A 21296-nucleotide genomic window follows, 5' to 3' on the forward strand; every position below is an offset into this window, starting at 1 on the left:
GTTATAGTCTCGTGGGCTCGGAGATGTGTATAAGAGACAGGTTATAGGGGGCGGGGTCGAGGGTCAGGCGCCCGTCCTTCAGGTTCGGGCGGCCCGGCGCCCGCAGCCAGGAGGTCCAGCCGAGGCGGCTGCCCTCCGGCGGCTTGGTGGACAGGCGCGTCGGCGGCACCTTAGTGGCCTCCAGCACCAGCACGATGCGGAAGTCCATGCCGTCCCCGGTGTGGAAGCGGGCGAGCGCGCAGAGCGTCTGGTGGTGCCGCCCGTCGGGCAGGAACTCGCGGAAGCGCTCCAGGCTGTCGAGCGTCAGTTCGATGGCATAGCAGCTCTGCTGGTCCCAGACGCGGCGGCCAAGCACGACCGTGCGGCCCAGGCTGTTGTTCCGCGCGCCGAAACCGCCGCCGATGCGGGTCCGGCTCTCGTCGTCCAGCGGCAGCCAGCGCCCGACGAAGCTCTCCACCCGCACCTTGACCCGGAAGACGGCGCCGAGGATCGCCTCCAATCCAGCCGACGAGCGGCGCCGGTTGGCGAGGATGCCGGAGAAGGCCAGCAGCATGCGGTCGGGCGTGCCGGGCAGGCGCTGCTCCAGGCCGGGCGTGCCGATGCCGGCCAGCGCGCGCAGCACGCGGGCCATCAGGGTGCGTTCCGGGTCGCGCTCCAGCAGGGGCAGGCTGCCCTGGCGGGTGCGGTAGAAGATCGACATCAGGCGGTGGTTGAAGATGTCGTAGAAGGCCGAGCCCGCCGTGTCGCGCCGGGCCGCCCGCTCGACGAGCAGTTCGGTGGCGACGTAGGGCAGGGGGCCGTTGATGCCCGCGACTCCCAGCACGGGGGAGCGCACCACGCCGCGCCCGTCCTCGGTCCGCCGCGCCTCGACGACGTCGCTGGCGGGGAAGACGAAGCTGGGATCGTGCTCGATGCGGACGGCCTCCTGCTCCGGGTCGATGCCGGTGCCGAGCGGCGCGTAGCCGGGAGCGGCGCGCTCCAGCAGGGCGATGGCCTGCAGCAGGTCGAAGCCCCAGGGCTCGGCCTCCAGCCGGTCGATCAGCGCGGGAGGGTGGCCCGATGAGGGGGGAGGGCGGTCCGTCACAGGACCGGCTGGCTGCCGGCAAGGCGCGACCATGCCTTCCACACCCCTTCCCGTTGCACCGAACGCAGCCGAAGCTGGGCGAAGGCGTTGACGTTGACATAGAGCCCGAGAAAGCGGCTGAGCACCCCGCCGAAGACCAGCGGGCTGGCGCCGACGAAGTTCCGCTCGTCCAGGGCCACCGTCACCTCCAGCCCGCGCACGAAGCCGCGCCAGGCGTCCTGCCCCATGCGGTGCAGCACCGGGCGGGAGGACAGGCCCTGCACGCCACGGATCTGGTGCTGGGCGGACGGGTCGTCGGGCGCGTGCAGCAGCAGGATGGATTGCAGGGCGCGCAGCCCCTCGGCGTCGCCGGTCAGGCTGAGATGGTTGACCGACAGGTGCGAGATCAGCTTCCAGGCTGATGACCCACCCGCCGGGGCGGGGCGGCCGGGCGTCGGCTTGTGCAGGCAGCGGATGGTGGCGATGGGGGCGGATTCCTCGATCATCAGTGCGGCCCCCGCCGGCACCTGCTCGGCCAGCGCCCGGTTGGTGCACAGCGTACGAACGAGGAGCGTCTCGTCCGCCGGGTCGGTCGGCGTCAGGTCGAGGTGGTGCAGGCTGAGATGGATGTCGGTGCCCGGCACGTCCTCCCGCTGGGTCGGCTCGCGCGCAGCCAGCCAGAAGCCGCGCGGCTCCGTCTCGGCCTCGGCGTGCTGGTGCGAGAAGAGGGGGACGTAGCGGTGGTGCATCCCGTCGCCGTCGCGCAGGCCGCTGACCTCCAGGATCGAATGGACTTCGGTGGTGCGCTCGCGCAGGGCGTCGGGGACGACGCGGTAGGCGGTGCGCCGGTGGTTCAGCCGGATCGGCTCCGCCGTGCGGTTGAACAGGTTGACGATCGGCGTGCAGCCGAGGACGAAGCTGTCCTTGCGCAGGGTCAGCCGGTTGGGAAGGGGGCGCGACACCGCGATCAGGATGTCCACGACCTCCCCCGACAGCCGGCCCCGGGGAAGCGGCAGGTCGTAGAAGTCGAACTTCTGCGGGAACTCGAAGTATTCCTGCAGCAGGCCGTAGGCCGGCTGGGCGTGCTTGGGGTGCGGCAGCACCGTCTCGTCCGGACCGAAGCCGACGGGGGCGATCAGGTTCTCGCCGCGCAGCCGCACCGGCGGCTTGCCGGGCTGGACGTAGGCGATCTCGATCACGCCGCACAGGAACAGCTCGTGCAGGGCGGAGGTGAGGATGGTCTCGCCGTCGATGAACAGACGCACCTTGTCGATCGGCAGATTTTCGAAGGACTGGTTGCGCGTCTCCAACCTTAGCCGCAGCACCGACGCGGTGGCGGCGCCGTCGAGGAAGTCGTACCGGTCGGCCGGTTCCACCGCCGCGTCGGTCACCGCGACCGGCCACAGCGTCACGTCGTAGGCGGTGCGGAAGCGGCAGCGGATGTTGTCCTCGGCCACGGCGTGCAGCGGGGTGCCGCGCGGCACGCGGAAGCCGCCGGTCAGCCGCCCCTCGCCGGGTGTTGGCTCCATCCGCGCGATGCCCATGGCGGGGATCGGCGCGATCATCTGCGGGTGCAGGATGCCGAGCAGCGCCTCGGAGAAGCGCGGGAACTCGCGTTCCAGATTGAGTTGCAGGCGTCCCGACAGGAAGGCGAAGGACTCGATCAACCGCTCGACGTTCGGGTCGGCGGCCTGATCCGGCCCCAGCGCCAAGCGGCGAGCGATCTTGGGATAGCTGCGCGCGAAGGCTTCGCCCGCCCGACGGACGTAGAGAAGCTCGCGTTCGTAATGGTCGAGGAGGTCCTCGCGCCGCATCCTGGTGCGTCCTTTCAGCCGGACTGGCTTGGCTCGGTGGGGGCTGCGCCGCGCAGGCCCACGTCGAATTCCAGCCGTTCGGTGACGGTGCCCGCCACGACTTCGCCGGAGATGCTGGTGACCATGGTGCCGCGCCCGGTTCCGGCGCTGACAGTCACCCGCGGGCGCTTCAGCCGCGGCTCGAAATCGATGATGGCTTGGCGCACCATCCGCTCCACCTGACGGCGGTCGGCGTCGGAGGCGGCGTCCAGATGCGTGATGTCGGAAATCCCATAGTCCAGCGCCGTTCCGCCGAGGTCGGGGCGGCGCGTGCCGGTGCTGCGGCTGTCGAGGATGCGGGCCACCTCGCGCCGGATCGACGCCTTGAGGTCGGGCATGGACAGCACCGTGGCCGAGGGCTCGTCGCCCGTCGGGTGGTCCGGTTCGAAGTCGATCAGCCGTTCGAACAGCAGCGACCGTCCACCGGTCATCGTCTTGGGCTGGGTCATCGCCGTGTCCGTTGGAGCTTCAGTTCCTTCTCCCCTCCGGGGAGAAGGTCAGGATGAGGGGGTTGCGCGTGTACCGGACGTGCCGACATGCACAACCCCCTCACCCTTCCCTCTCCCCGCTTTCGGCGGACCGCAGGTCCGCCTGTCGCGTCAGCGCAAACGAAGTTTGCGCGTGAGCGGAGGGGAGAGGGTTATTTACCACCTCAGCTGTCGGAGACGGTGCCCTTCAGCAGGTTGAACTTCACGCCGCCACCGCCTTCGTGCTTCTGCTCCTCGGTGTAGCGCTTGTAGGTCCAGTAGATCTCGGTGGCGTTGATCTCGATGGTCTCGGTCGTGTCGCCCTCGTTGACGCTCAGGCTGTGCTTGGCGATCAGCGGGTTGGTCAGCTCGATCGTCAGGAACTCGCCCCACTGGTGGCTGTCGCCGATCGGCTTCAGGCAGTGGATGGTCCACTGCTTCTTCGCCGTGTCGGAGTTGGCCGAGCGCAGCAGCAGCGAGATCAGCTTGGGCGAGGCCCGGTCCCATTTGCGCTCAAGCGTGATGTTCTCGACCTTCGGGGTGTGGACCGTACGGCGGGCGTTGGTCGACACTTCCATTTCGACGGTCATGTCCTGCGACAGGGATTCGCACAGGATCATGTCCTTGAACACCACGCCCCCGGCGATCTCCACCGCGGACTCCCCCTGGACGTTGGGGATATCGAGAATGATCATAGACATGCGGATTTACTCCGGACGATGCGTTCGGGGGGAGGGGATCAGGCTTCCGGCGCCGGCAGTTCGGCGACCATGCGGATGGAGGCCGACAGCTCTTCGAGCTGGAAATGCGGACGCAGGAAGATGTTGGCGCGGTAGACGCCCGGACGGCCCGGCACGTCGTAGACGTCGATGCGGGCCTCGCGCAGCGGGAAACGGGCCTTCGTGCCCTGCGACGCCTCGTCGTCCAGCAGGACGTAGTTGGCGATCCAGGTGTTCAGGTGGTCCGTGATGTTGTTGCGCGTCAGGAAGGCGCCGATCTTGTCGCGCAGCATCACCTTCAGGTAATGGGCGAAGCGCGACGACACGAGCATGTACGGCAGCATCGCGGAGATGCGGGCGTTCGCGTTGGCCTCGTCGGTGTTGTAGACCTTCGGCTTGTTCGTGGTCTGGCCGCTGAAGAACGCTGCGTAATCCGTGTTCTTGCAGTGGACCAGCGAGATGAAGCCGAGGTCGTTCAGCTCCTTCTCGCGGCGATCGGTGATGGCGATCTCCGTCGGGCACTTCAGGGCGACGTCGCCCTCGTCGGTCTTGAAGGTGTGGCTGGGCAGACCCTCGACCTTGCCGCCGCCTTCGACGCCGCGGATGGCCGCGGTCCAGCCGTGCTTGGCGAAGCTGTCGGTGATGCGCGCGGCCAGCGCCCAGGAGGCGTTGCCCCACAGGTACTTGGAATGATCGCGGCCGTCGGTGTCCTCGACGAAATTCATGCCTTCGACCGGAACGGTGTTCGGGCCGTAGGGCAGGCGCATCAGGACGTGCGGCATGGTCAGCGAGACGTAGCGGGAGTCCTCCGACGAACGGAAGGACCGCCACTTCACCATCTCGGCCGTCTCGAAGATCTTCGACAGGTCGCGCGGGGCGCCCAGCTCGCCGAAGTTCTCCATGTCGAACATCGCCGGCGATACGGCGCTGATGAACGGCGCGTGGGCGGCGGCGGCGAGGTTCGACATCTTCTCCAGCAGGGAGATGTCCTGCGGATGGCGACCGAACTCGTAGTCGCCGACCAGCATGCTGTAGGGCGTGCCGCCCAGCGTGCCGTACTCGGCCTCGTAGACCATCTTGAACATGGCGCTCTGGTCGAACTCGACCGCGCTGTCCAGGTCCTTCTGGAGGTCCTTGCGCGAGACGTTGAGGACGCGCAGCTTCAGCGTCGTCGAGGTCTCGGTGTTCATGACGAGGTAGTTGAGGCCGCGCCACGTGCCTTCCAGCTTCTGGAAGTCGGGGTGGTGCATGACCTCGTTCAGCTGGTCGCTGATCAGCTCGTCGATCTGAGCGATGCGCTGGTTGATCGCCTCGACCACGTCGATGGCGGAGGCGTCGCCGGTCTCGGCGAGGACCTGGTCGACGAATTCGGTCAGAAGGTCGCGGGCGTAGGGCCGTTGGCCCTCCTCGCGCGCCATCTTGCCTTCGACCATCATGCGGTCGAGCAGGGACAGATTGGCGGCGCTCTCAACGGACGTTTCCGTGCTCACCTGTTCGCTCCGTGAAGGGGGTTCTGATTGGGCTTGACGGGACGGGGAATCAGGCGGGCTCGCCCGCGGGCTCGCCGGCCGGGGTGCCGGCCACCGGGCCGAGGAGCTTCTTCAGCTCGTCCTGCTGTTCGGTGCTGGTGATGACGTCGTTCAGCAGGCCGTTCAGCTCGTCGTTGCCGTCCAGCTTGGCCAGCAGGTCCGACAGCTTCTGGCGGGCTTCGAACAGGCGGCTCAGCGTCGGCACCTGCTTCAGCACCTCGACCGGCTGGAAATCGTCCATGTGGCGCATGTTCAGCAGGATGTTCAGCTTGCCGCCGTCCTCCTGCAGTTTGTTGTCCACTTGGAAGGCGAGGCGCGGTCCGACGGAGGCCATCACGTCGTTGAAGTTGTCGCGGTCGATCTCGACGAACTTGCGCTCCTTCAGCTTGGGAAGGGGCTTCTCCGGCTTGCCGCTGAGATCGGCCAGGATGCCGACCAGGAAGGGCAGCTCCTTCATCTCCTGGGCGCCGCCGGTGTGGACCTCGTAGGTGAGCTTCACCCGCGGCGGGCGGACGCGCTCCAACTTCTTCTGACTGCTCTCGCTCATATCTGACGACCTCATAGGGTTGTGCGCGTCGCGCGCCGGCTGTCGAGCTTCGCCATCATTCGAAAGGCACCCCTTCGGAGGCCAGCCGAGATGGACCCCAATTGGACGACATCGCCCCGGAACACCTCCGTTTCGGAGGGAATGTCCGGCGTACGAAGCATCGCCCGCTCAGCTTCGAAGGTGCTGCAAGAGGAAGTTGCGGGCCTCCAAAAGTTGACTCATCCGCTCGGCGCTGGAGAGCAGGCCGGTGTCGGGATGGAAGATCGGGGCCAGCGTGCGGAAGCGGCTGTTGACCGTCTGCGTGTCCAGCCCCCACTCGTGGGTGAAACCCAGCACGTAGGTGGCCTGCCAGGGCTTGCGGATCGGCTGACGCAGCGGCCGGAAGGCCAGCGTTTCCAGCGCCGCCGTCAGCTGCTCCAGCCGCAGGCGGCAGCGGCTCATCTCGCTTTCCACGGCGTTCAGCTCGCCCGCGGTGATGAGGTGCGCGCCGTCGTCGTTGCCGATGGTGGCGGCGACCCAGGCGGCCTTGCGCACGGTCGCCGCGTCCAGCGGCGTGGCGTGGCGCACGCGCAGCTTCGGCACCACCCGCACGCGGCGGGTGCCGCCGCTCTTCAGCGTCACGGTGCGGTGGGAGACGTCCACCGGCTCGGGGCTGCCGGGATCGGGCAGATGGGTCAGCGCCTCCGGCCCGACCAGCGTCAGGCAGGAGCGGATCAGGGCGGGCACCGTCATGCCGCGCGCCGCCGCCGCGGAGTCCACGGCGGCGTAAAGGGCATGCTGACAGGGTGCTGTGATGGTGGGCAAAGGGCCTCCGGGTACGCACGGCGGTAGTGCCCCGCAAGGTGTGCGATGGCGGGCCGTCGCGGAACGCCTTGTTGGTCCACTCCCGGAGTCACGCCGCCGGAACTGCGTCCGTTGCGGAGCGAAGGCGGTCAGTCGCCTTTGCCGCCGCGGAATTCCTCCATCACGGCGCGGATGCCGGTTTCCAGGGCCCGGACGCGGCGGCGCTGCCGCTCTTCCCGCCGCGTCGCCTCCTGCGCCTCGCCGCGCAGGCGGTCCACCTCCTCGACCAGCGAGGGGGCGACGGTGCCGCGGTCGGTGTAGAACAGTCCGACCTGGATGACCTCGTAGAGGGAGGTCCCAGCGGGCATCAGCCGCTCCAGCGCGGAGAGGGCGGCCAGCCGCTCGCCGGGGGAGTCGCTGCGCAGCCGGGCGAGGATCGCGTGCAGGCGGGCATCCCGGTTCATGATGGGCGGTTCATGATGGAGCGCGTCCTTTCTGGTTGGCCGGTCTGGTTCGCCGGGGGAGTATCGCAGGGGCCGGGGAGCGGCAAAAGCAGATCAGACCAAGTTGGGCCAATCTGAACGGGATGCCCCTGTGGAAAGCCGCTATAGCCGGACCCTTGGGAGGCTGGCCATGCTCTACGGTTTCGGGCGTCTCGCGCTTGTTTTGTGGCTGTGCGCCGTGGGCGGGCAGGCGTTCACGCTGTTCGCCTTTCACAACGCGGTGGCGGAGGCGCACACGGCGGAAATCGCCGCGCGCGCATCGGCGCTGGCCAGCCGCGTGGCCGCCAGCGCGGCGGAGCGCGCTGCCATCGGCTTTCCACTCGCCGACCAGAACGACCTGCAAAGGCTGATCGAGGTGGCCTCCACCGGCGGCGGGGGCGTGCGGCTCTATGTGGTGGACCCGCGCGGGACCGTGCTGTTCGCCACCGCCCAGGCGGCGGGGACGCCGGTGCCGGCCTCCTGGATGGGCGGCGCCGCGGGGGTGCCGGCGGAGCCGTGGGATCTCGCGGATCGCGATGGCGTGCTGGTGGGCGTGCCGGTAGCTGATGCCCTGGGCAAGCCCGCCGGCGCCGTGCTGGGCCTCGCCCCGCAGCAGGACGCGCGGGTGGAGGTTCTGGCCGCGCTGCGCGAGACGGCGACGGTCACCGCCGTCTTCCTGGCGGCCATCGGGATTCTCGCTGTTCTGGGCACCCGGCTGCTGCTGTCCGGCGTCTGCCGGTCCGTTCTGGCGCGGACGGCCTTTTATGCTGCCGAGGCGCGGCAGCTTCAGGCCGATGCGTCCGCCGCCGTGGCGGTGGGTGATCCGGCGCTGTCCGCCGTCCTGGCCGGGTTGCGCGCGGCGGAGACCGAGGCCGCCCGCATCGACGGGGAGGTGCTGCGATGACCCGCCCGGCGACGCTGTTCCTCCAGCGCAGCGTGTTGCGGCGCTTCATCCCGCTGATGGCGGTGGTGGTCGTCGTGCCCTGGCTCGCCACGCTGGCAGCGGCGCTGATCGCCGCGGCGGGGCTGGCCGACCGGGGAACCGCCTCCCGCGCCGAGATCGTCGGGACGGGCATCGCCCGTGACCTGGAGAAGGCGCTGGCGCTCGGCCTGCCGCTCGACCGCATGGCCGGGATGGACGATTATCTCGGCGAGGCCGGCGCAGTGTTTCCGGAGATCAAGCTGATCCTGGTGGTGGACGGTGCCGGACGTCCGCTGTTCCAGAAGTCCGACGCGGCGCGCCCCGACCTGTCGGTCCGGCTGGTGCCGGCGGAGACCGATTGGTCCGCGCTGGGTCTGGTCCTGCAACGCTTTCCCATCCGGCAGGGCGCCGCCACCGCGGGGGAGGTTCTGCTGGGCCGCAGCGCCGTGGCGCAGCCGGCCAACGCGCCGCGCATCCTGATCGACTTCGCGGTGGCGCTGAGCATCGCGCTGGCGCTCGGCGGGCTGGCGCTGCGCACCATGCTGAACGCCCAGGTGACGGCGCCGCTGCGGCTGGCGGCCTCGCTGGAGGCCAACCTCGCGCGCTCAGCCTATGACCTCATCGCCCCGCCGGTGGAGCAGAGCCTGATCGGCACCCTGCTGGCCGAGATGAACCGGGTGGTGACCGGCGTGAACGACCGCTTCGCCCGTCTGCGCAGCTATCTGGCCGAGGTGCGCGATCTCAGCTTCAACAAGGATGCCGCGGCGGAGGTGGCGCCGCTGATCGAGCGGATCGAGCGGCTGGGCCGCTTCTCGCCCGACCGGCTGACCGCGCTGGCGCCGCCGGACGCCGGGTCGTTGCCCTACGCCACCGCCTTCTGCGCCGGTGTGGGGGTGGCCGTGGCCACGGCCATGGCGGCGCGGCACCTGCCGCCGGGCGTGGCGCTCGGCGGGGTGGTTCTGGGCATGGCCGCGGCGGTTCCGCTCGTACTGGCGCTCGGCCGCCGCGCGCCCATCGGGGGGACGCTGGCGCTGGGCGGCTGGGCGCTGCTGAATGGGCTGGGCGACGGGGCGACGGTGTGGCTGACCGGCGCGCTGCTGGGCGGGCTGGCTGCGGCGTTTCCCTTCCAGGCGGTGCGTCCCGCTGCGGAGAGCCTGCGCGCCGGACCGCCTGTGTCCGCCGCAGGCGGTCTGGTCGCTGGAACCGGGCTATCGGTTCTGTGCCTCGGTGGCGGTGTGCCGGGTGTCCTCATGGCCGGCGCCGTGCTGTCCGGGATGGCCGGTCTGCTGGCCGCCTTCCGGCTGGAGCGGCGGGCCGGCCTGACCCATCCGCGTGTGACCCTCCGTGCTCTTCTGGCGGTGGACCGCTGGTGGGCGGACGGTGCGCTGCGTCCGAAGGGCTGGGGGCTGTGGCTGGTCACCGCGCTTGGCCTGGCGGCGCTGAGCCGGGCCGACGGCGGAGGAGCGATGGACGCCCGACGGGTCGCGGAACTCTTCTGGCTGCACGCAACCCCGGCCTGGCTGGCCGCCGCGCTGGTCGCGGCCCTGGTTCCACGGGGCGGAGCGGCCTTGCTGAGTTTGGGTGGAACGGCGGTGGCCGGGCTCCTTCTGGCGCTCGGCCCGGTGGAGCCGGGAACCGCCGTCGCGCTGGGCGCCGCCGCGGCTCTCGGCGCCGGGCATGCGGGATTCGCGGCGTCGGGGAACTGGGGGGGGCTGACCGCGGTCCGCGCCGCGTTGACTCTGGCCGGAACGCTCGGCGTGCTGTGGCTGTCCGGCGGGAGCAACACGGTGGTGGCCACCGGAACGCTGCCCTCCCTCGCCCTGCTCGCGGGGATCGCCGCGCTGCCGCCGCTGGTGCTGGCGCTGTGGCGCCACGCCACGCCACGCCGGCGCGTTCCGGTCGAAGGGGAGGCCGCGCGATGACCGGTCTTCGCCAGCGCATGACGGTGGCCGCCGCCGCGGTGGTCCTCGCCGTGCTCGTCACCACCGCGGTCTTCGCCCTGCTGCGCATCGAGAGTGGGGCCACCCGCCACGCCGAGGACGAGGGGCGGATGACCCTGCGGCTGTGGGAAGGGCTGCTCGACCAGTCTGCCGCCGCCGCTCGGGTGGCAGTGGGCGATCCCCGCCTCACCGATGCCCTGGAGCGCGGCAACGCCGCGGCGGCGGCAGAGCGGCTCGGCGCGCTGGGCTACACCGCGGCGACGGTGGTCAACGGCGCGGGGCAGACCCTGCTCTCCGTCCCGGCCGACCAGCCGATCCGCCTTCTCGACGAGCGGCGCATCGGGCAGGTGCTGGCCCGCAACGACACTCAGGACGGCTTGGTGCTGACCGGCGGCGCCGCGCAGCTTCTGCTCGCCCGCCCCCTCGGCGCGCAGCGGCCGGCCGACCGGGCTCTGATCGCCATCCGCCCGCTGACCGGCAGCCTGGAGGCGCTGGCCGGCGTCCTCGGCGGCTCCGCCTTCCTGGTCGGCAGCGACGGCACATTGTACGGCCATGCCGGGCCGCTGGCCTGGGCTGACGTGCGTCCCGCCGCGGAGCGCGGCGAGGAGGTGCAGGCGACCATCGGCGCCCGCGGCTACGGCGTGCGCAAGCTGCGCCTGCCCAAGGTGGCCGGCACGGAGGGGGACGGCACGCTGTACCTCGTCACCGTGCGCGAGACCACGCTGGCCACCATGGCCGACAGCCTGCTCGACAGCTCCGCCCTTCTCGTCGTGCTGATAGTGCTGGTGGCGGGGACGCTGGGGCTGGACTGGTACTTCCGGCGCGTCTTCACGCCGGTCTACGCCTCAATGTCCGCTTTGTCGGCTCTGGCGGCGGGCGACACCGGCGTCGCCGTGCTGGGGGCGGAGCGCACGGACGAAGCCGGGCAACTCGCCCGCACCGTCGAGGTCTTCCGCAGCCGCAGCCGCGCGTTGCGCGACGCCGAGGAGCGGCGCGCCCGTCACTGGCTGCGTCAGCAGTCCTTCATCCGCCGCCAGATGCTGCGCCTGTCCGAAACCCTGCCGGAGCAGGGGCGGCGGGAACTCCTCGCCGACCTCGCCCGCATCGAGGCGGCGTCGGAGGGCCGGACGCCCTGCGCGCGCACCGACGACCCCGGCGCGCTCGCCGTCGCCTTCGAGGTGATGGCGGAACGCGTGCGCGACCAGCACACCGCGCTCGACGGCATGGTCCGCCAGCTTCAGTCGGCGTTGGACACCCGGACCGAGCTTGTGGAGCTGCAGAAGCAGTTCGAGATCGCCCGGCGCATGCAGGCGGCCATCCTGCCGCCCGACCTGACCACGGCGCCCGACCTGGAAGCGTCGGGTCTGATGCGTCCGGCGGCGGAATTCGACGGCAGCTTCTACGATTTCTTCCTGACGGCGGACGGGTCGCTGGCGGTCCTGATCGGGCAGGTGTCGGGCGGCGGTCTGGCGGCGGGCTTCATGACGGTGACGGCGCGCGCCGCGCTGCGGACGCTGGCGGCGGCCGGGCTCGGGCCGGCAGCCTGCCTGACCGGCGCTAACCGGCTGCTGGCGGCGGACAACGCCGCGGGCCTGTCGATCGGCCTCGCCATGGGCATCGTGTCGCCGCGCTCGCGCCGGCTGGTCTTCGCCGCCGCGGGCGTGCCGGAGCCCTTCCTGCTGCGGCGCTTCGGCGATGTGGTGGACCTGCCGGTGGCGGCCAACCCACCGCTCGGCCTCGATCCCGCGATGACCGCGGTGGAGACCGCGCTCGACCTGCCGGTGCCCTCGACGCTGGTGCTGTGCAACGGCGGGCTGCTGGACGGCGAGAACCGCTTCGGCGTCGCCTTCGGGCGGGCGCGGCTGACCGGCATCCTCGGCAACCTCGACGACCTGTCCTCGGCCAGCGTCACCGCGGCGGTGTCCGCCGGTCTGGCCGAGCATGGCGGCGGCGCTGCGATGGCGGTGGACCGGCTGTGCGTCGCCCTGCGGGTGCGGGCATGAGGACGCGCAACGTCCTGACCGGCGCGCTCGCCCTGATGGGCGCCTTGCTCGCCGGGCCGGCGGTGGCGGAGCTGGCCCCGGCGTCCGAAGGCGGACCGGCGCTGTTCCAATGCAGCCGCTACCTCCGCAACGGGGAGGCGCTTTACGGCATCCCGCCGGGCATCCTGCACGCCATGAGCGTCGTGGAATCCGGGCGGGCCGGGATGCCCTGGCCCTGGGCGCTGAACGTCTCCGGCCGCCCGCACTATCCGGCGACGCGGCGCGAGGCGCTGCGGCTGATGCAGGACGGCGAGGGCGGTCTGCGCGGCGACGTGGCGGTCGGCTGCATGCAGATCCACACGCGCTGGCACGCCGGGTCCTTCGCGGGGGGCGAGGATATGCTGGACCCCGCGGTCAACGTCGCCTACGCCGCCCGCTTCCTGCGGGAGCTGTACGACCGCCACGGCTCCTGGACGGAGGCGGTGCGCCGCTACCATGCCAGCGACCCGACGGCGCAGGACACCTACCTCTGCCTCGTGCTCGACCGGCGGGTGCGGCTCGGCTACCAGCGCGAGACGGCGGAGATGCGCCGGCTGTGCGGCGGCCCGGAATCGTGAGCGCGGAGCCATGAAGAAACTCCTGATCGGCGTGCTGGCGCTGCTCCTCCTTCTGGTGGCCTTCGCGGGCGGCTATTTCCTGGCCGGAGGATCCTTGCCGGGCACGGCGGAGGAGTCGGCGCCCGCAGAGGCGAACGCCGCGCCCGCTTCGCCGACCGCAGCACCGCCGACCGCAGCACCGCCGGACGTGGCGAAGGCGGAGCCGGAGAAGGCTGCGCCGGCCGCGGTCCCGGTCCGCCCCGTTGCCGCCGTGAAGGCGGCGACGGCGCGCTTCTCCATCGAACTCGGCGTCTTCCGCTCCGCCGGGAACGCCCAGGACTTCGCGGCGGCGCTGGTCGGGCGGGGCCTTCCGGTGGAAATCGTCGAAACCATGGACGCCGCCGGCGGGCAGTGGCACCGCGTGCGCGCGGGCGCCTTCGCCGACCGCTGGCAGGCCGAGGCGCGCCGCCCATCCTTCGAGCGGACCGCCGGGATCGGCGGCGTGGTGGTCGAGGAGCCGCTTCCCGCCGCCCAACCCGCGAAGGCCGGCGGCGGCGAATGATCCAGTTCGGACCAACGGGGTAACCCACCGGATTTGCGGGCTTCTCCGCAGGACGGGACGGGCCTCCGGTCCATCGCCGCGAAACCTCCGCGGGACTACGCCAGAACGAACCAGACAGCGCGCGGATTTGGGCCGCCGGGATGCTTCTATCAGGCTGGGCCGTCACCCTGCACGGCGAGCGGTCCGCCCGACGGTTTCTTCCTCAGGATTTCCCGCGATGACCACGATCACGCTCGGACGATGGCAGGTGGCGGCTTTGGCCGCCGGCGTCGCCGTGCTGACCGTCGTGACCCTGCTGCTGGGCGCGGTGTTGGCGGCGCTGATCCTGACCGGCGGCGACAACACGCCGGTGGCGTCGGCCTCCGCTCCCGCCACTGTGCCCGCCGCGGCGTCCACCGCTGGCGGCGGACTGGGTGCGATGGCACGGAGCAACATCGCCGACAGCTTCGAGGCCCGCCAGGGCGTGATCGAGACGGCGGACATCTTCAGCGACGAGGCGCGCGGGCGGGCGATTTCGGCGACCGAGCCGATGACCCGCGGCGCCGCGGATGCGGCCCGCCGCTTCCTGCCCGGCTGGATGGCCGGCACCGCCGCCCACGTCATCGAGAAATCCGCTTACCGCGTCACCGAATTCGCCGGCAACAGCGTGGAAGGTGTTGTCGAGGATACGCTGAACGACCGGCTGGACGCCCTGAAGGAAGATGGCCCGGCGCCGGTCCGCCACTACGCCATCGAACTCGGGCGCTTCGCGACCCCGGCCAACGCGGAGTCCTTCGCCGCCGCCGCCGCCCAGCGCGGCGTGCGCGGCACGGTCGATTTCGCGCCGCTGCCGGGCGGCAACGCCCCCTACGCCGTGCGCACCGGACGTTACGCCGCCGCTGACGAGGCCGCCCGCGCGCTGGACGCGCTGACGCGGGCGAACGGGGTGTCCGGAACCGTCGTCACCCTTGCCGAAGCGGGAGAGCGCTGAACGCCATGAGTCCGGTGAACGGAAAACGAGTGAGGCCGCGATTGGCAACGGCCGGCGCGCTGGCGCTGGCGCTGTTCGCCGCCGGATGCGCGGACAAGCCGCGCGCCGCGCTGGACAGCGTGTCCTTCACGGTCGCCCCCGCTGCCAACGACACCACGCCGGTCGCCATCGACCTCGTGTCCGTTCGCGACAAGGCGCTGGTGGACAAGCTGGGGGCGCTGACCGCCACGGAGTGGTTCGGCCAACGCGAGCAGTCCATGCGCGACCATCCGACCACGCTCGGCGTGACGAGCTGGGAACTGGTCCCCGGCCAGACGCTGAAGGCGGACCTGCCGCCGGGCGAGCCGGCCTGGGCGATCCTGGTCTTCGCCAACTATTCCACGCCGGGACCGCACCGCCTGCGCGTGCCGGACACACGAACGCTGACCCTCACCGCCGGGGACAAGGATGTCGAACTGGTTCCGTGATGTTCTTTCCTTCTCCGTGAGGACCGCATGACCGAGGCGCGCGACATTCCCGACGCCATCGACTGGCACGACGGGATGCTGCTGGCCCCGCAGCATTTCCAGCAGCAGGCGCTGCGGCACGAGCGGCAGCTGACCTACCATGTCCGGCAGGCGCGGCCCTTCCATTGGGGCGTCGTCCATCTCCAGGTCGACCGCGTGCAGCTCGTCTCCGGGCTGGTCCAGGTGCGGGAGTTGGAGGCGATCCTGCCCGACGGCCTCGTCGTGGACTACCGCGCCGGGATCGACGAGCCGCTGGAGGTGGACATCTCCGCCTACGCCGACCCGGTGGGGCAGACGCAGATCACCATCCACCTGATCGTTCCCGCCGCCCGCGGCAACCGCGCGCCGGGGCCGGGGGAGACGCCGCGCTACGTCTCGGTCGAGGGCGCCCCGGTCGCCGACCAGCATGGCGGGGAGGAGCTGTCGATCGCCCGGCTGCGCCCGCGGCTGGCCCTGTTCGCCACCACCGGCCCGACGCAGAAGCCGCCGCAGAAGTTCGTCTCGATGCCGATCGCGCAGGCGACCTTCCGCAACGACGCCTTCGTGCTGACCGACTTCGTGCCGCCGGCGCTGACCGTCGCCGCCAACGCGCCGCTCGGCCGGCTGGGGGCGGAGGTGGTGCGGCGTGTGCGCGAGAAGGCGCTGTTCCTGGCCGAACGCTCCGGTGTCGGCAACGGCAACCCGGCAACCGAGCTGGCCGAGGCCGCGCGGGCGGAAATCCGCAGCCTCGTCACCGGCCTGCCGCCGCTGGAGGCGCAACTCGGCGTCGGCGTCTGCCACCCGTTCGACGTTTACATGTCGCTGTGCACGCTCGCCGGGCACCTGTCGGCCTTCGCCAGCGGCGCCGTGCCGGCCAAGCTGTCGCGCTACGACCACGACGACCCGATGGCGAGCTTCGGCGAGGTGCGCGACTTCATCCTGCGCATGATCGACCGGGTGAAGGAGGGCGTCGCCCGCATCCTCTTCACCTTCGAGGACGGCATGTTCGGGCTGCCGATGGACGAGGCTTGGCTGAAGGGCCGGCTGGTCGTCGGCGTGCGCGGCCCGGCCTCCGCCCCGGTCAGCGAGGTCGCCGCCTGGATGGAGAATTGCATCGTCGCCTCCCGCTCGCGGCTGGAGACACTGTCCGGCCTGCGCGTCAAGGGGGCCGAGCGCGTCGCGCTGGACGACAGCGGCGAGGGCGGGGTGGCCGCCCCGCGCGGCGTGGTGCCGTTCGAGATCAAGGTCGATCCCCGCTACATCGTCCCCGGCGAGCGGCTGGAGATCTGGAATCCGGACTCGCTGGGCAGCCGCTTCCGCCCCGTCGAGATCACCCTCTTCGTCAGCGCCTGAGGCTGGGAATGACCGCCATGCTGCACCGCCGGGATCTGGTCGATCACTTCCTCGCCTTCGCGCGGGAACTCCGGAAGCACCGCGCCGCGGTCGGGGCGGGTCGTCCCGCCGCCGCCGCGAAGCCCGAGGGCGCCGCTGGGGAGACGGCGGACAGCCTGCCGGCCTTCCTGACCGAGGACGCCCTGGCCATCCCGGCGCCCCGCGGTGCCGCCGCGGCGGTGCCGGCCCTGGCGTTGGAGCCCGACGCCGAGATCATCATTCGCCGCCTTCAGGACTTCCTGGAAGCGCAGGCGGTCCAGGTCGGGCGCACCGGCACCGACCTGATGATCAGCCAGCACCGCGAGGCGCAATACGCCATGGCGGCGCTGGCCGACGACCTGTTCATCCACGACGTGGAATGGAACGGGCGGGAGCTGTGGCGCAGCGTGCTGCTCGAGCAGGCGGTGTTCCGCACCCGTCTGGCCGGCGAGCGGGTGTTCGACCGGATGGAGGCGCTGCTCGCCAGCAACGACCGGCGGCTGGTGCAACTGGCGGCGGTCTACCTCTGCGTGCTCGGCATGGGGTTCAAGGGGCGCTGCCGGGTGCCGGGCGGCGAATCCACCCTGCGTGACTACAGCGCCCGCCTGTTCGAGTTCATCGCCGGCCGCGAGTCCGAGCTGGGCGCCGGGGTGCTGCCCGGCGGGCGCACGCTGATCCCCGCCGCCTACGCCTACACGCTGACCGACGGCAAGGCGCGCACGCTGGCGCGCGGGCCGCGCTGGCCGCTGGTGCTGGGGGCCATCGCCGGGCTGTGGCTGGTGCTGGGTCAGGCGCTCTGGTGGATGTCCACCGCACAGCTTTCCAACGCGGCGGACGCGGTGCTTCAGGCATCCGTCCGCGTGACCCGCTGACGGGAGAGGACGGTCATGGAACTCCTGGCAGCGGTCCTGTCCGGCATCGCCGGCAACCAGATCTGGGTCTTCGCGGGGCTTCTCGTCCTCGTGCTGCTGATCATCGCGGTGATGGCGGCGATCCTGCTGCGCGCCCGCAGCGCGGCACCGCCCGCCCCGGCGGAACCGGCGGCCCTGCCGCCGCCCGACGCGGCGGTGGAGGAGGGCGGGGCGGTCCCGACGCTGGCCGCCACCGCGCCCGACGTCACCATCCGCGACATCCGCCGCCTGTTCCGCGACGGTCTGGCCGCCTATCGCGAGACGCTGTCGCGCAACGTCTATCTGGTGCCCTGGTATCTGCGCACCGGCGTGGCCGCATCGGACGACGCCGGCCTGCTGTCCTGCGCGGAGGAGGTGCGCCCCCCGGTGGCCGCCGAGCGGCACGCCGGCTTCTCCTGGCGATTCTACGACCGGGCTGTGGTCATCGACGTCGACGATCCGCGCGCCGCCTGGGCCGGCGTGCTGGACCTGCTGGGCCGCCGCCGCCCGATGCTGCCCGCCGACGGGCTGATCCTGACGATCCCGCTGGCCGAGCTGGACGACGTGCGCCGCGCCACCGCGCGCGGGACGGAGCTGTACGCCCGGCTGTGGGAGATCCAGCGCACGTTGGGCTTCGCCCTGCCGGTCTATGTGGTGGTGACGGGCTGCGAGGAGGCCCCCGGCTTCGCGGCGCTGGCCGAGGCCTTGCCCCCGTCCCTGACCGGCGGGATGCTCGGCTGGTCGAGCCCCTACGCGCTGGAGACGGCCTTCTCCCCTGACTTCGTGAGCGAGGCGCTGCAATCGCTGGCGGACGGCCTGCTGGCGGTGGAGTTGGAGGTGTTCGGTGCTGCGGCCACGCCGGACGGCGCCCCGCTGTTCGCCCTGACGGAGCGGCTGACCGGGACGGAGGCGGCCCTGCGCGCCCTGCTGGGCACCGCCTTCAAGCGCACCGCCTATCAGGAAACGCTCTACGTCCGTGGCATCTACTTCACCGGCCGCCCCGATCCGGACGCGGCGGCGCTGTTCGGGCGCGACCTGCTGAACCGCAAGATCTTCCCCGAGGCCGGCCTGCCCAAGCCGACGCGCGCGCTGGCCGCGTCCCGCGCGTGGCGCCGCTATTCCTGGCCGGTGGGAACGGGGGCCGCCGCGCTGGCCGCGATCCTGCTGCTGTGGATGGGGGTGCAGCGCGCCTCCACCCTGTCGGACCGGCTGGTGCCGGTCCTGGCCGACATTCCGGGCGGGCTGCAGCAGCTCGCCGACCAGCGCCCGGCGGTCGAGGCCGGGGCGCCGATGACCGCCGCCTACGGCGATCCGGCCGCCCGCTTCGTGCAGGGCGTGACGATGCTGCCCACCGACTGGACCTTCAACCCGCTGCCGGCCTCCTGGATCAGCGGTGTTCCGGATTCGGTGTCGGGAGCGCTGGCCGTCGGCTACCGCCGGCTGGCCCTGTCCACCGTGCGCGACGTCGCCGAGGACCGCTTGCGCCGCCTGACCCGCGATGGCGGGGTAGGACCGGCGGGGGCGGGGGCCTTCGAACGGCTGCGCGCCTTCGCAGGCGAGGTCGGCATCGCCGAGGGGCTGGCCCGCGCCTACAACAACGTCGACGCCCGCGATCCGACCCTGCCGCTGGACGAGGTGCTGGACTTCGCGCTGGGCTCCGGCGTGGCGCGCGGCTTCTCCGCGCGGCTGCACGGCTGGGAGATCGACCAGCCGCCGGGCGGCACCGCCATCCCGGCGCCGGGACCGGGCGCGCAACGCCCCATCGACCTGACCGCCCACCGGGCCGAGGTCAGCCGCCGTTTCCGGCAGTACGCCGACGCCTATCTGCGCGACCTCGCCATGGGCGGCCTCGCCGCCGCGCGGCTGTCGGTCGCCGCCAGCGAACTGGAGCTGCTGGCCGGCGGGGCGCGCTCCGGCGCCGACGCGGCGGCGGCCTACGCCGAGGTGCTGTCGAGCCTGGAGGACGCCGCCCGCGGCCTGGGAGCGGAGCGCGGCGCCTGGATCGGCGCCAACGGTCCCGTCCTGCCGCCGGAGTTCGAGGCGCTGCTCGGCCGGCTGGAGAAGTCCGACCTGCTCGGCCCCAACCTGCGCGCCGACATCCTGGATCTGGCGCAGCGCCGCTACGACGAGGCGGGCGTCGGCGCCCGCAGCCTGGACTCGGTGATCGGCCGCCTGCTGGAGCAGGCCCCCAACGGAGGCGCCCGCTTGGCTCCGGCGGCGGAGCAGCTTCGCCGCACCCTGGCGGTGTGGATGGCCCGCCGCTTCATGAAGACGGACGACAGCGGCGCGCTGGCGATGCCCGCCGTGGGCGCCGGCTGGGACCGCGCCGCGCTGGACAGCATCCCGCCGCTGGTCGAGGACTATCTGCTGTTCGACGCCAAGGACCTGCCGCAGGCGCCGTCCATGCTGCGCACCTCCATGCGGGCGGCGGCGCAGCACCAGCTCCGCCAGGGGGTGGAGCGCATCCTCGCCCGCGCCCTGGCCGGCAGCCCGGCGGGCGGCGGGGTGGACCGGGCGGGTGGGCTGGCGCAGCTCCGCGCCTCGGCCCACGCGCTGCGCACCGCCTTCCCAGTTCTGGCCGAAACCATGCAGTCCTTCCGCCAGATCGGGCTGACCACCTCCGCCGACACCATCCGCGACACGGTGGCCCGGCAGGCCAACGCCGTGCTGGCCCAGGCCGACCGGCTGTTGGAGGGCGACCAGCTCTACCGGCCCGACGCCCACGCGCTAGACGTCTGGGTGGACGGGCCGCTGGTGCCGCACCTGCTGTTCGGGCAGACCACGCCGGCCGGGCTGGCGCTCTATCTCGGCAATGCCCGGCAGGAGGTGACGGTGCTCGCCCGCGACATCGCCGCCCCGGTGGTGGAGATCCTGGAGCGTCCGGTGATGGGCGCCGGCACCGGTTCGGGCGCCGCCTCCAAGTGGGCGCGCATCATCACCGAACTGGACAAGTACGACGGCGGTCGCCCGAACAGCTCCCTGGCGCAGCTCGAAAAATTCGTGACGGTGGAAAGCGCCGCGGTGGACGCCGCCGGTTGCCAGAATCTCGGCGCCATCGACGGCGTGCCCGACGACTTCTTCCGCAGCCGTCTGGCCGAGCTGAAGCAGTGGATCGCCACGCGCTGCGTGCTGGCCGCCGACGCCCGCGTCTACGACGCCTACGTCGACATGGCCGCCTCGTTCAACGAGATGCTGGCCGGCCGCTTCCCCTTCGCCGCCGCCGCGGTGGTGGGCGAGGAGGCGGACCCGGCGGCGGTGCGCGCCTTCTACGAGCGGTTCGACGCGCGCTCGGCCTTCGTGCTGGAGGGGCTGCGGCGCGGCGAGCGCTTCGGCACCGCCGGGCGGGAAGCGCTGCGCTTCGTCGAGACGATGGAGCGGGCGCGCCCGCTGCTGATCGCCGCGGTGACCCCCGACCAGAGCGGCGGCCTGGCGCTCGACCCCGCCTTCCGCGTCAACCGCGGCCGTGAGGCCGGGGGCAGCGACATCATCGAATGGAAGCTCGCCACGCCGAACGGCGCCCTGTCCAGCATGCTGCCGCGGACGCCGTTGCGCTGGTACCCCGGCGACAAGCTGAGCGTGACGCTGCGCTGGGCCAAGGACGGCACGGTGCTTCCCGTGTCCGGAGTCGGTGCGGGGGTGACGGTGGATGGGCCTTCGCTGCGCTTCGACTACGACGGTCCCTGGGCGTTGTTCGCCCTGGCCAGCCGACAGGCCGCGCCGCAGCGCGACCGCCGCCCCGGCCCGGACACCGAGCCGCTGCTGCTGTTCGAAGCCACGGCCAGCGGCCCCGTCAAGGAAGCTGCCGCCGCTGCCCCGATGCCGATCGCTCCGGTGGCGCAGGCGACGCCGCAACCCGCGGTGAAGCCCAACGTGCGGGTCTTCATGACGCTGGCGGTCAAGCGCACCGTTCTGTCCGACGGCAAGCCGCCGCGCGAGGAGAAGGTGGCCGTGCCGGCGCTGCCCGCGCAGGCGCCGCCGCTCGCCCCGGTCGGCTCCATGCGGCGGATGCCGGGTCTGGCCGGCTGGCCGGCGCCATCGGGCGCGGTGGCTCCGGCGGACCGCGCCTTCTTTGATCTGGGCACCCCGCCGTCCCAATCCCCGATGCTCCGCCCCGCGGCCCAACGCTTCCCGTGAG

The 21296-nt window shown here is 71.9% G+C and carries 18 protein-coding genes; 10 read left to right on the forward strand and 8 right to left on the reverse strand.

Annotation, left to right across the window (positions count from 1 at the left end; all coding sequences use genetic code 11):
• Position 1: 1 nt before the first annotated feature.
• The 8 genes from tssG to Q4I23_RS10210 all read right to left on the reverse strand — a co-directional run bounded on the left by tssG (position 2) and on the right by Q4I23_RS10210 (position 7425).
• A complete protein-coding gene (tssG, locus tag Q4I23_RS10175; RefSeq protein WP_498526156.1) occupies positions 2–1084 on the reverse strand; it encodes a type VI secretion system baseplate subunit TssG in 1083 nt (360 codons plus the stop codon).
• On the reverse strand, positions 1081–2877 hold the full coding sequence (gene tssF / locus Q4I23_RS10180) for a type VI secretion system baseplate subunit TssF (protein ID WP_498526157.1): 1797 nt from the start codon (positions 2875–2877) through the stop codon (positions 1081–1083). Before tssF ends, tssG begins: the two co-directional genes overlap by 4 nt.
• Positions 2878–2891: 14 nt before the next feature.
• A complete protein-coding gene (tssE, locus tag Q4I23_RS10185; RefSeq protein ID WP_498526158.1) occupies positions 2892–3365 on the reverse strand; it encodes a type VI secretion system baseplate subunit TssE in 474 nt (157 codons plus the stop codon).
• A gap of 203 nt (positions 3366–3568) precedes the next feature.
• Positions 3569–4084 (reverse strand): Hcp family type VI secretion system effector, encoded by a 516-nt coding sequence (locus tag Q4I23_RS10190; protein ID WP_052584407.1) that lies wholly within the window; start codon positions 4082–4084, stop codon positions 3569–3571.
• 38 nt (positions 4085–4122) lie between these two features.
• Positions 4123–5592 (reverse strand): type VI secretion system contractile sheath large subunit, encoded by a 1470-nt coding sequence (gene tssC, locus Q4I23_RS10195; protein ID WP_454016899.1) that lies wholly within the window; start codon positions 5590–5592, stop codon positions 4123–4125.
• Between the two features lie 49 nt (positions 5593–5641).
• Positions 5642–6178, reverse strand: a complete 537-nt coding sequence (gene tssB, locus Q4I23_RS10200) for a type VI secretion system contractile sheath small subunit (RefSeq protein WP_094306710.1) — start codon at positions 6176–6178, stop codon at positions 5642–5644.
• 168 nt (positions 6179–6346) lie between these two features.
• Positions 6347–6982, reverse strand: a complete 636-nt coding sequence (locus tag Q4I23_RS10205) for a hypothetical protein (RefSeq protein ID WP_237906392.1) — start codon at positions 6980–6982, stop codon at positions 6347–6349.
• Positions 6983–7110: 128 nt separating this feature from the next.
• Complete coding sequence (locus Q4I23_RS10210) at positions 7111–7425, reverse strand: hypothetical protein (RefSeq protein ID WP_040134766.1); 315 nt, start codon at positions 7423–7425, stop codon at positions 7111–7113.
• Positions 7426–7594: 169 nt separating this feature from the next.
• On the opposite strand from Q4I23_RS10210, the gene Q4I23_RS10215 reads away from it, so the two are divergent.
• The 10 genes from Q4I23_RS10215 (at position 7595) to Q4I23_RS10260 (ending at position 21295) form a co-directional block, all read left to right on the forward strand.
• A complete protein-coding gene (locus tag Q4I23_RS10215) occupies positions 7595–8347 on the forward strand; it encodes a hypothetical protein (protein WP_498526159.1) in 753 nt (250 codons plus the stop codon).
• Positions 8344–10287 (forward strand): hypothetical protein, encoded by a 1944-nt coding sequence (locus Q4I23_RS10220; RefSeq protein ID WP_498526160.1) that lies wholly within the window; start codon positions 8344–8346, stop codon positions 10285–10287. The genes Q4I23_RS10215 and Q4I23_RS10220 overlap by 4 nt, the downstream gene beginning before the upstream one ends.
• Positions 10284–12308, forward strand: coding sequence for a PP2C family protein-serine/threonine phosphatase (locus tag Q4I23_RS10225; RefSeq protein WP_498526161.1), 2025 nt, complete (start codon positions 10284–10286; stop codon positions 12306–12308). The genes Q4I23_RS10220 and Q4I23_RS10225 overlap by 4 nt, the downstream gene beginning before the upstream one ends.
• Entirely contained in the window at positions 12305–12904 is a 600-nt protein-coding gene (locus Q4I23_RS10230; protein ID WP_498526162.1) for a lytic transglycosylase domain-containing protein, read from the forward strand. Before Q4I23_RS10225 ends, Q4I23_RS10230 begins: the two co-directional genes overlap by 4 nt.
• 10 nt (positions 12905–12914) lie before the next feature.
• Positions 12915–13445 carry an SPOR domain-containing protein gene (locus Q4I23_RS10235; RefSeq protein ID WP_498526163.1) on the forward strand — a complete coding sequence of 177 codons (531 nt, stop codon included), beginning with the start codon at positions 12915–12917 and terminating at the stop codon, positions 13443–13445.
• 217 nt (positions 13446–13662) lie between these two features.
• Entirely contained in the window at positions 13663–14415 is a 753-nt protein-coding gene (locus Q4I23_RS10240; RefSeq protein WP_498526164.1) for an SPOR domain-containing protein, read from the forward strand.
• 41 nt (positions 14416–14456) lie between these two features.
• Positions 14457–14882 carry a hypothetical protein gene (locus tag Q4I23_RS10245; protein WP_454016891.1) on the forward strand — a complete coding sequence of 142 codons (426 nt, stop codon included), beginning with the start codon at positions 14457–14459 and terminating at the stop codon, positions 14880–14882.
• A 27-nt stretch (positions 14883–14909) separates the two neighbouring features.
• Complete coding sequence (tssK, locus tag Q4I23_RS10250) at positions 14910–16253, forward strand: type VI secretion system baseplate subunit TssK (protein WP_498526165.1); 1344 nt, start codon at positions 14910–14912, stop codon at positions 16251–16253.
• A gap of 8 nt (positions 16254–16261) precedes the next feature.
• The gene (locus Q4I23_RS10255) at positions 16262–17143 is read left to right on the forward strand and encodes a DotU family type IV/VI secretion system protein (protein ID WP_498526166.1); all 882 of its coding nucleotides are present in this window, start codon (positions 16262–16264) and stop codon (positions 17141–17143) included.
• Between the two features lie 15 nt (positions 17144–17158).
• A complete protein-coding gene (locus Q4I23_RS10260; protein ID WP_498526167.1) occupies positions 17159–21295 on the forward strand; it encodes a type VI secretion protein IcmF/TssM N-terminal domain-containing protein in 4137 nt (1378 codons plus the stop codon).
• The last annotated feature ends 1 nt before the right edge of the window (position 21296 follow it).

The sequence above is a fragment of the Azospirillum sp. UFLA03-27 genome, from assembly GCF_059803775.1.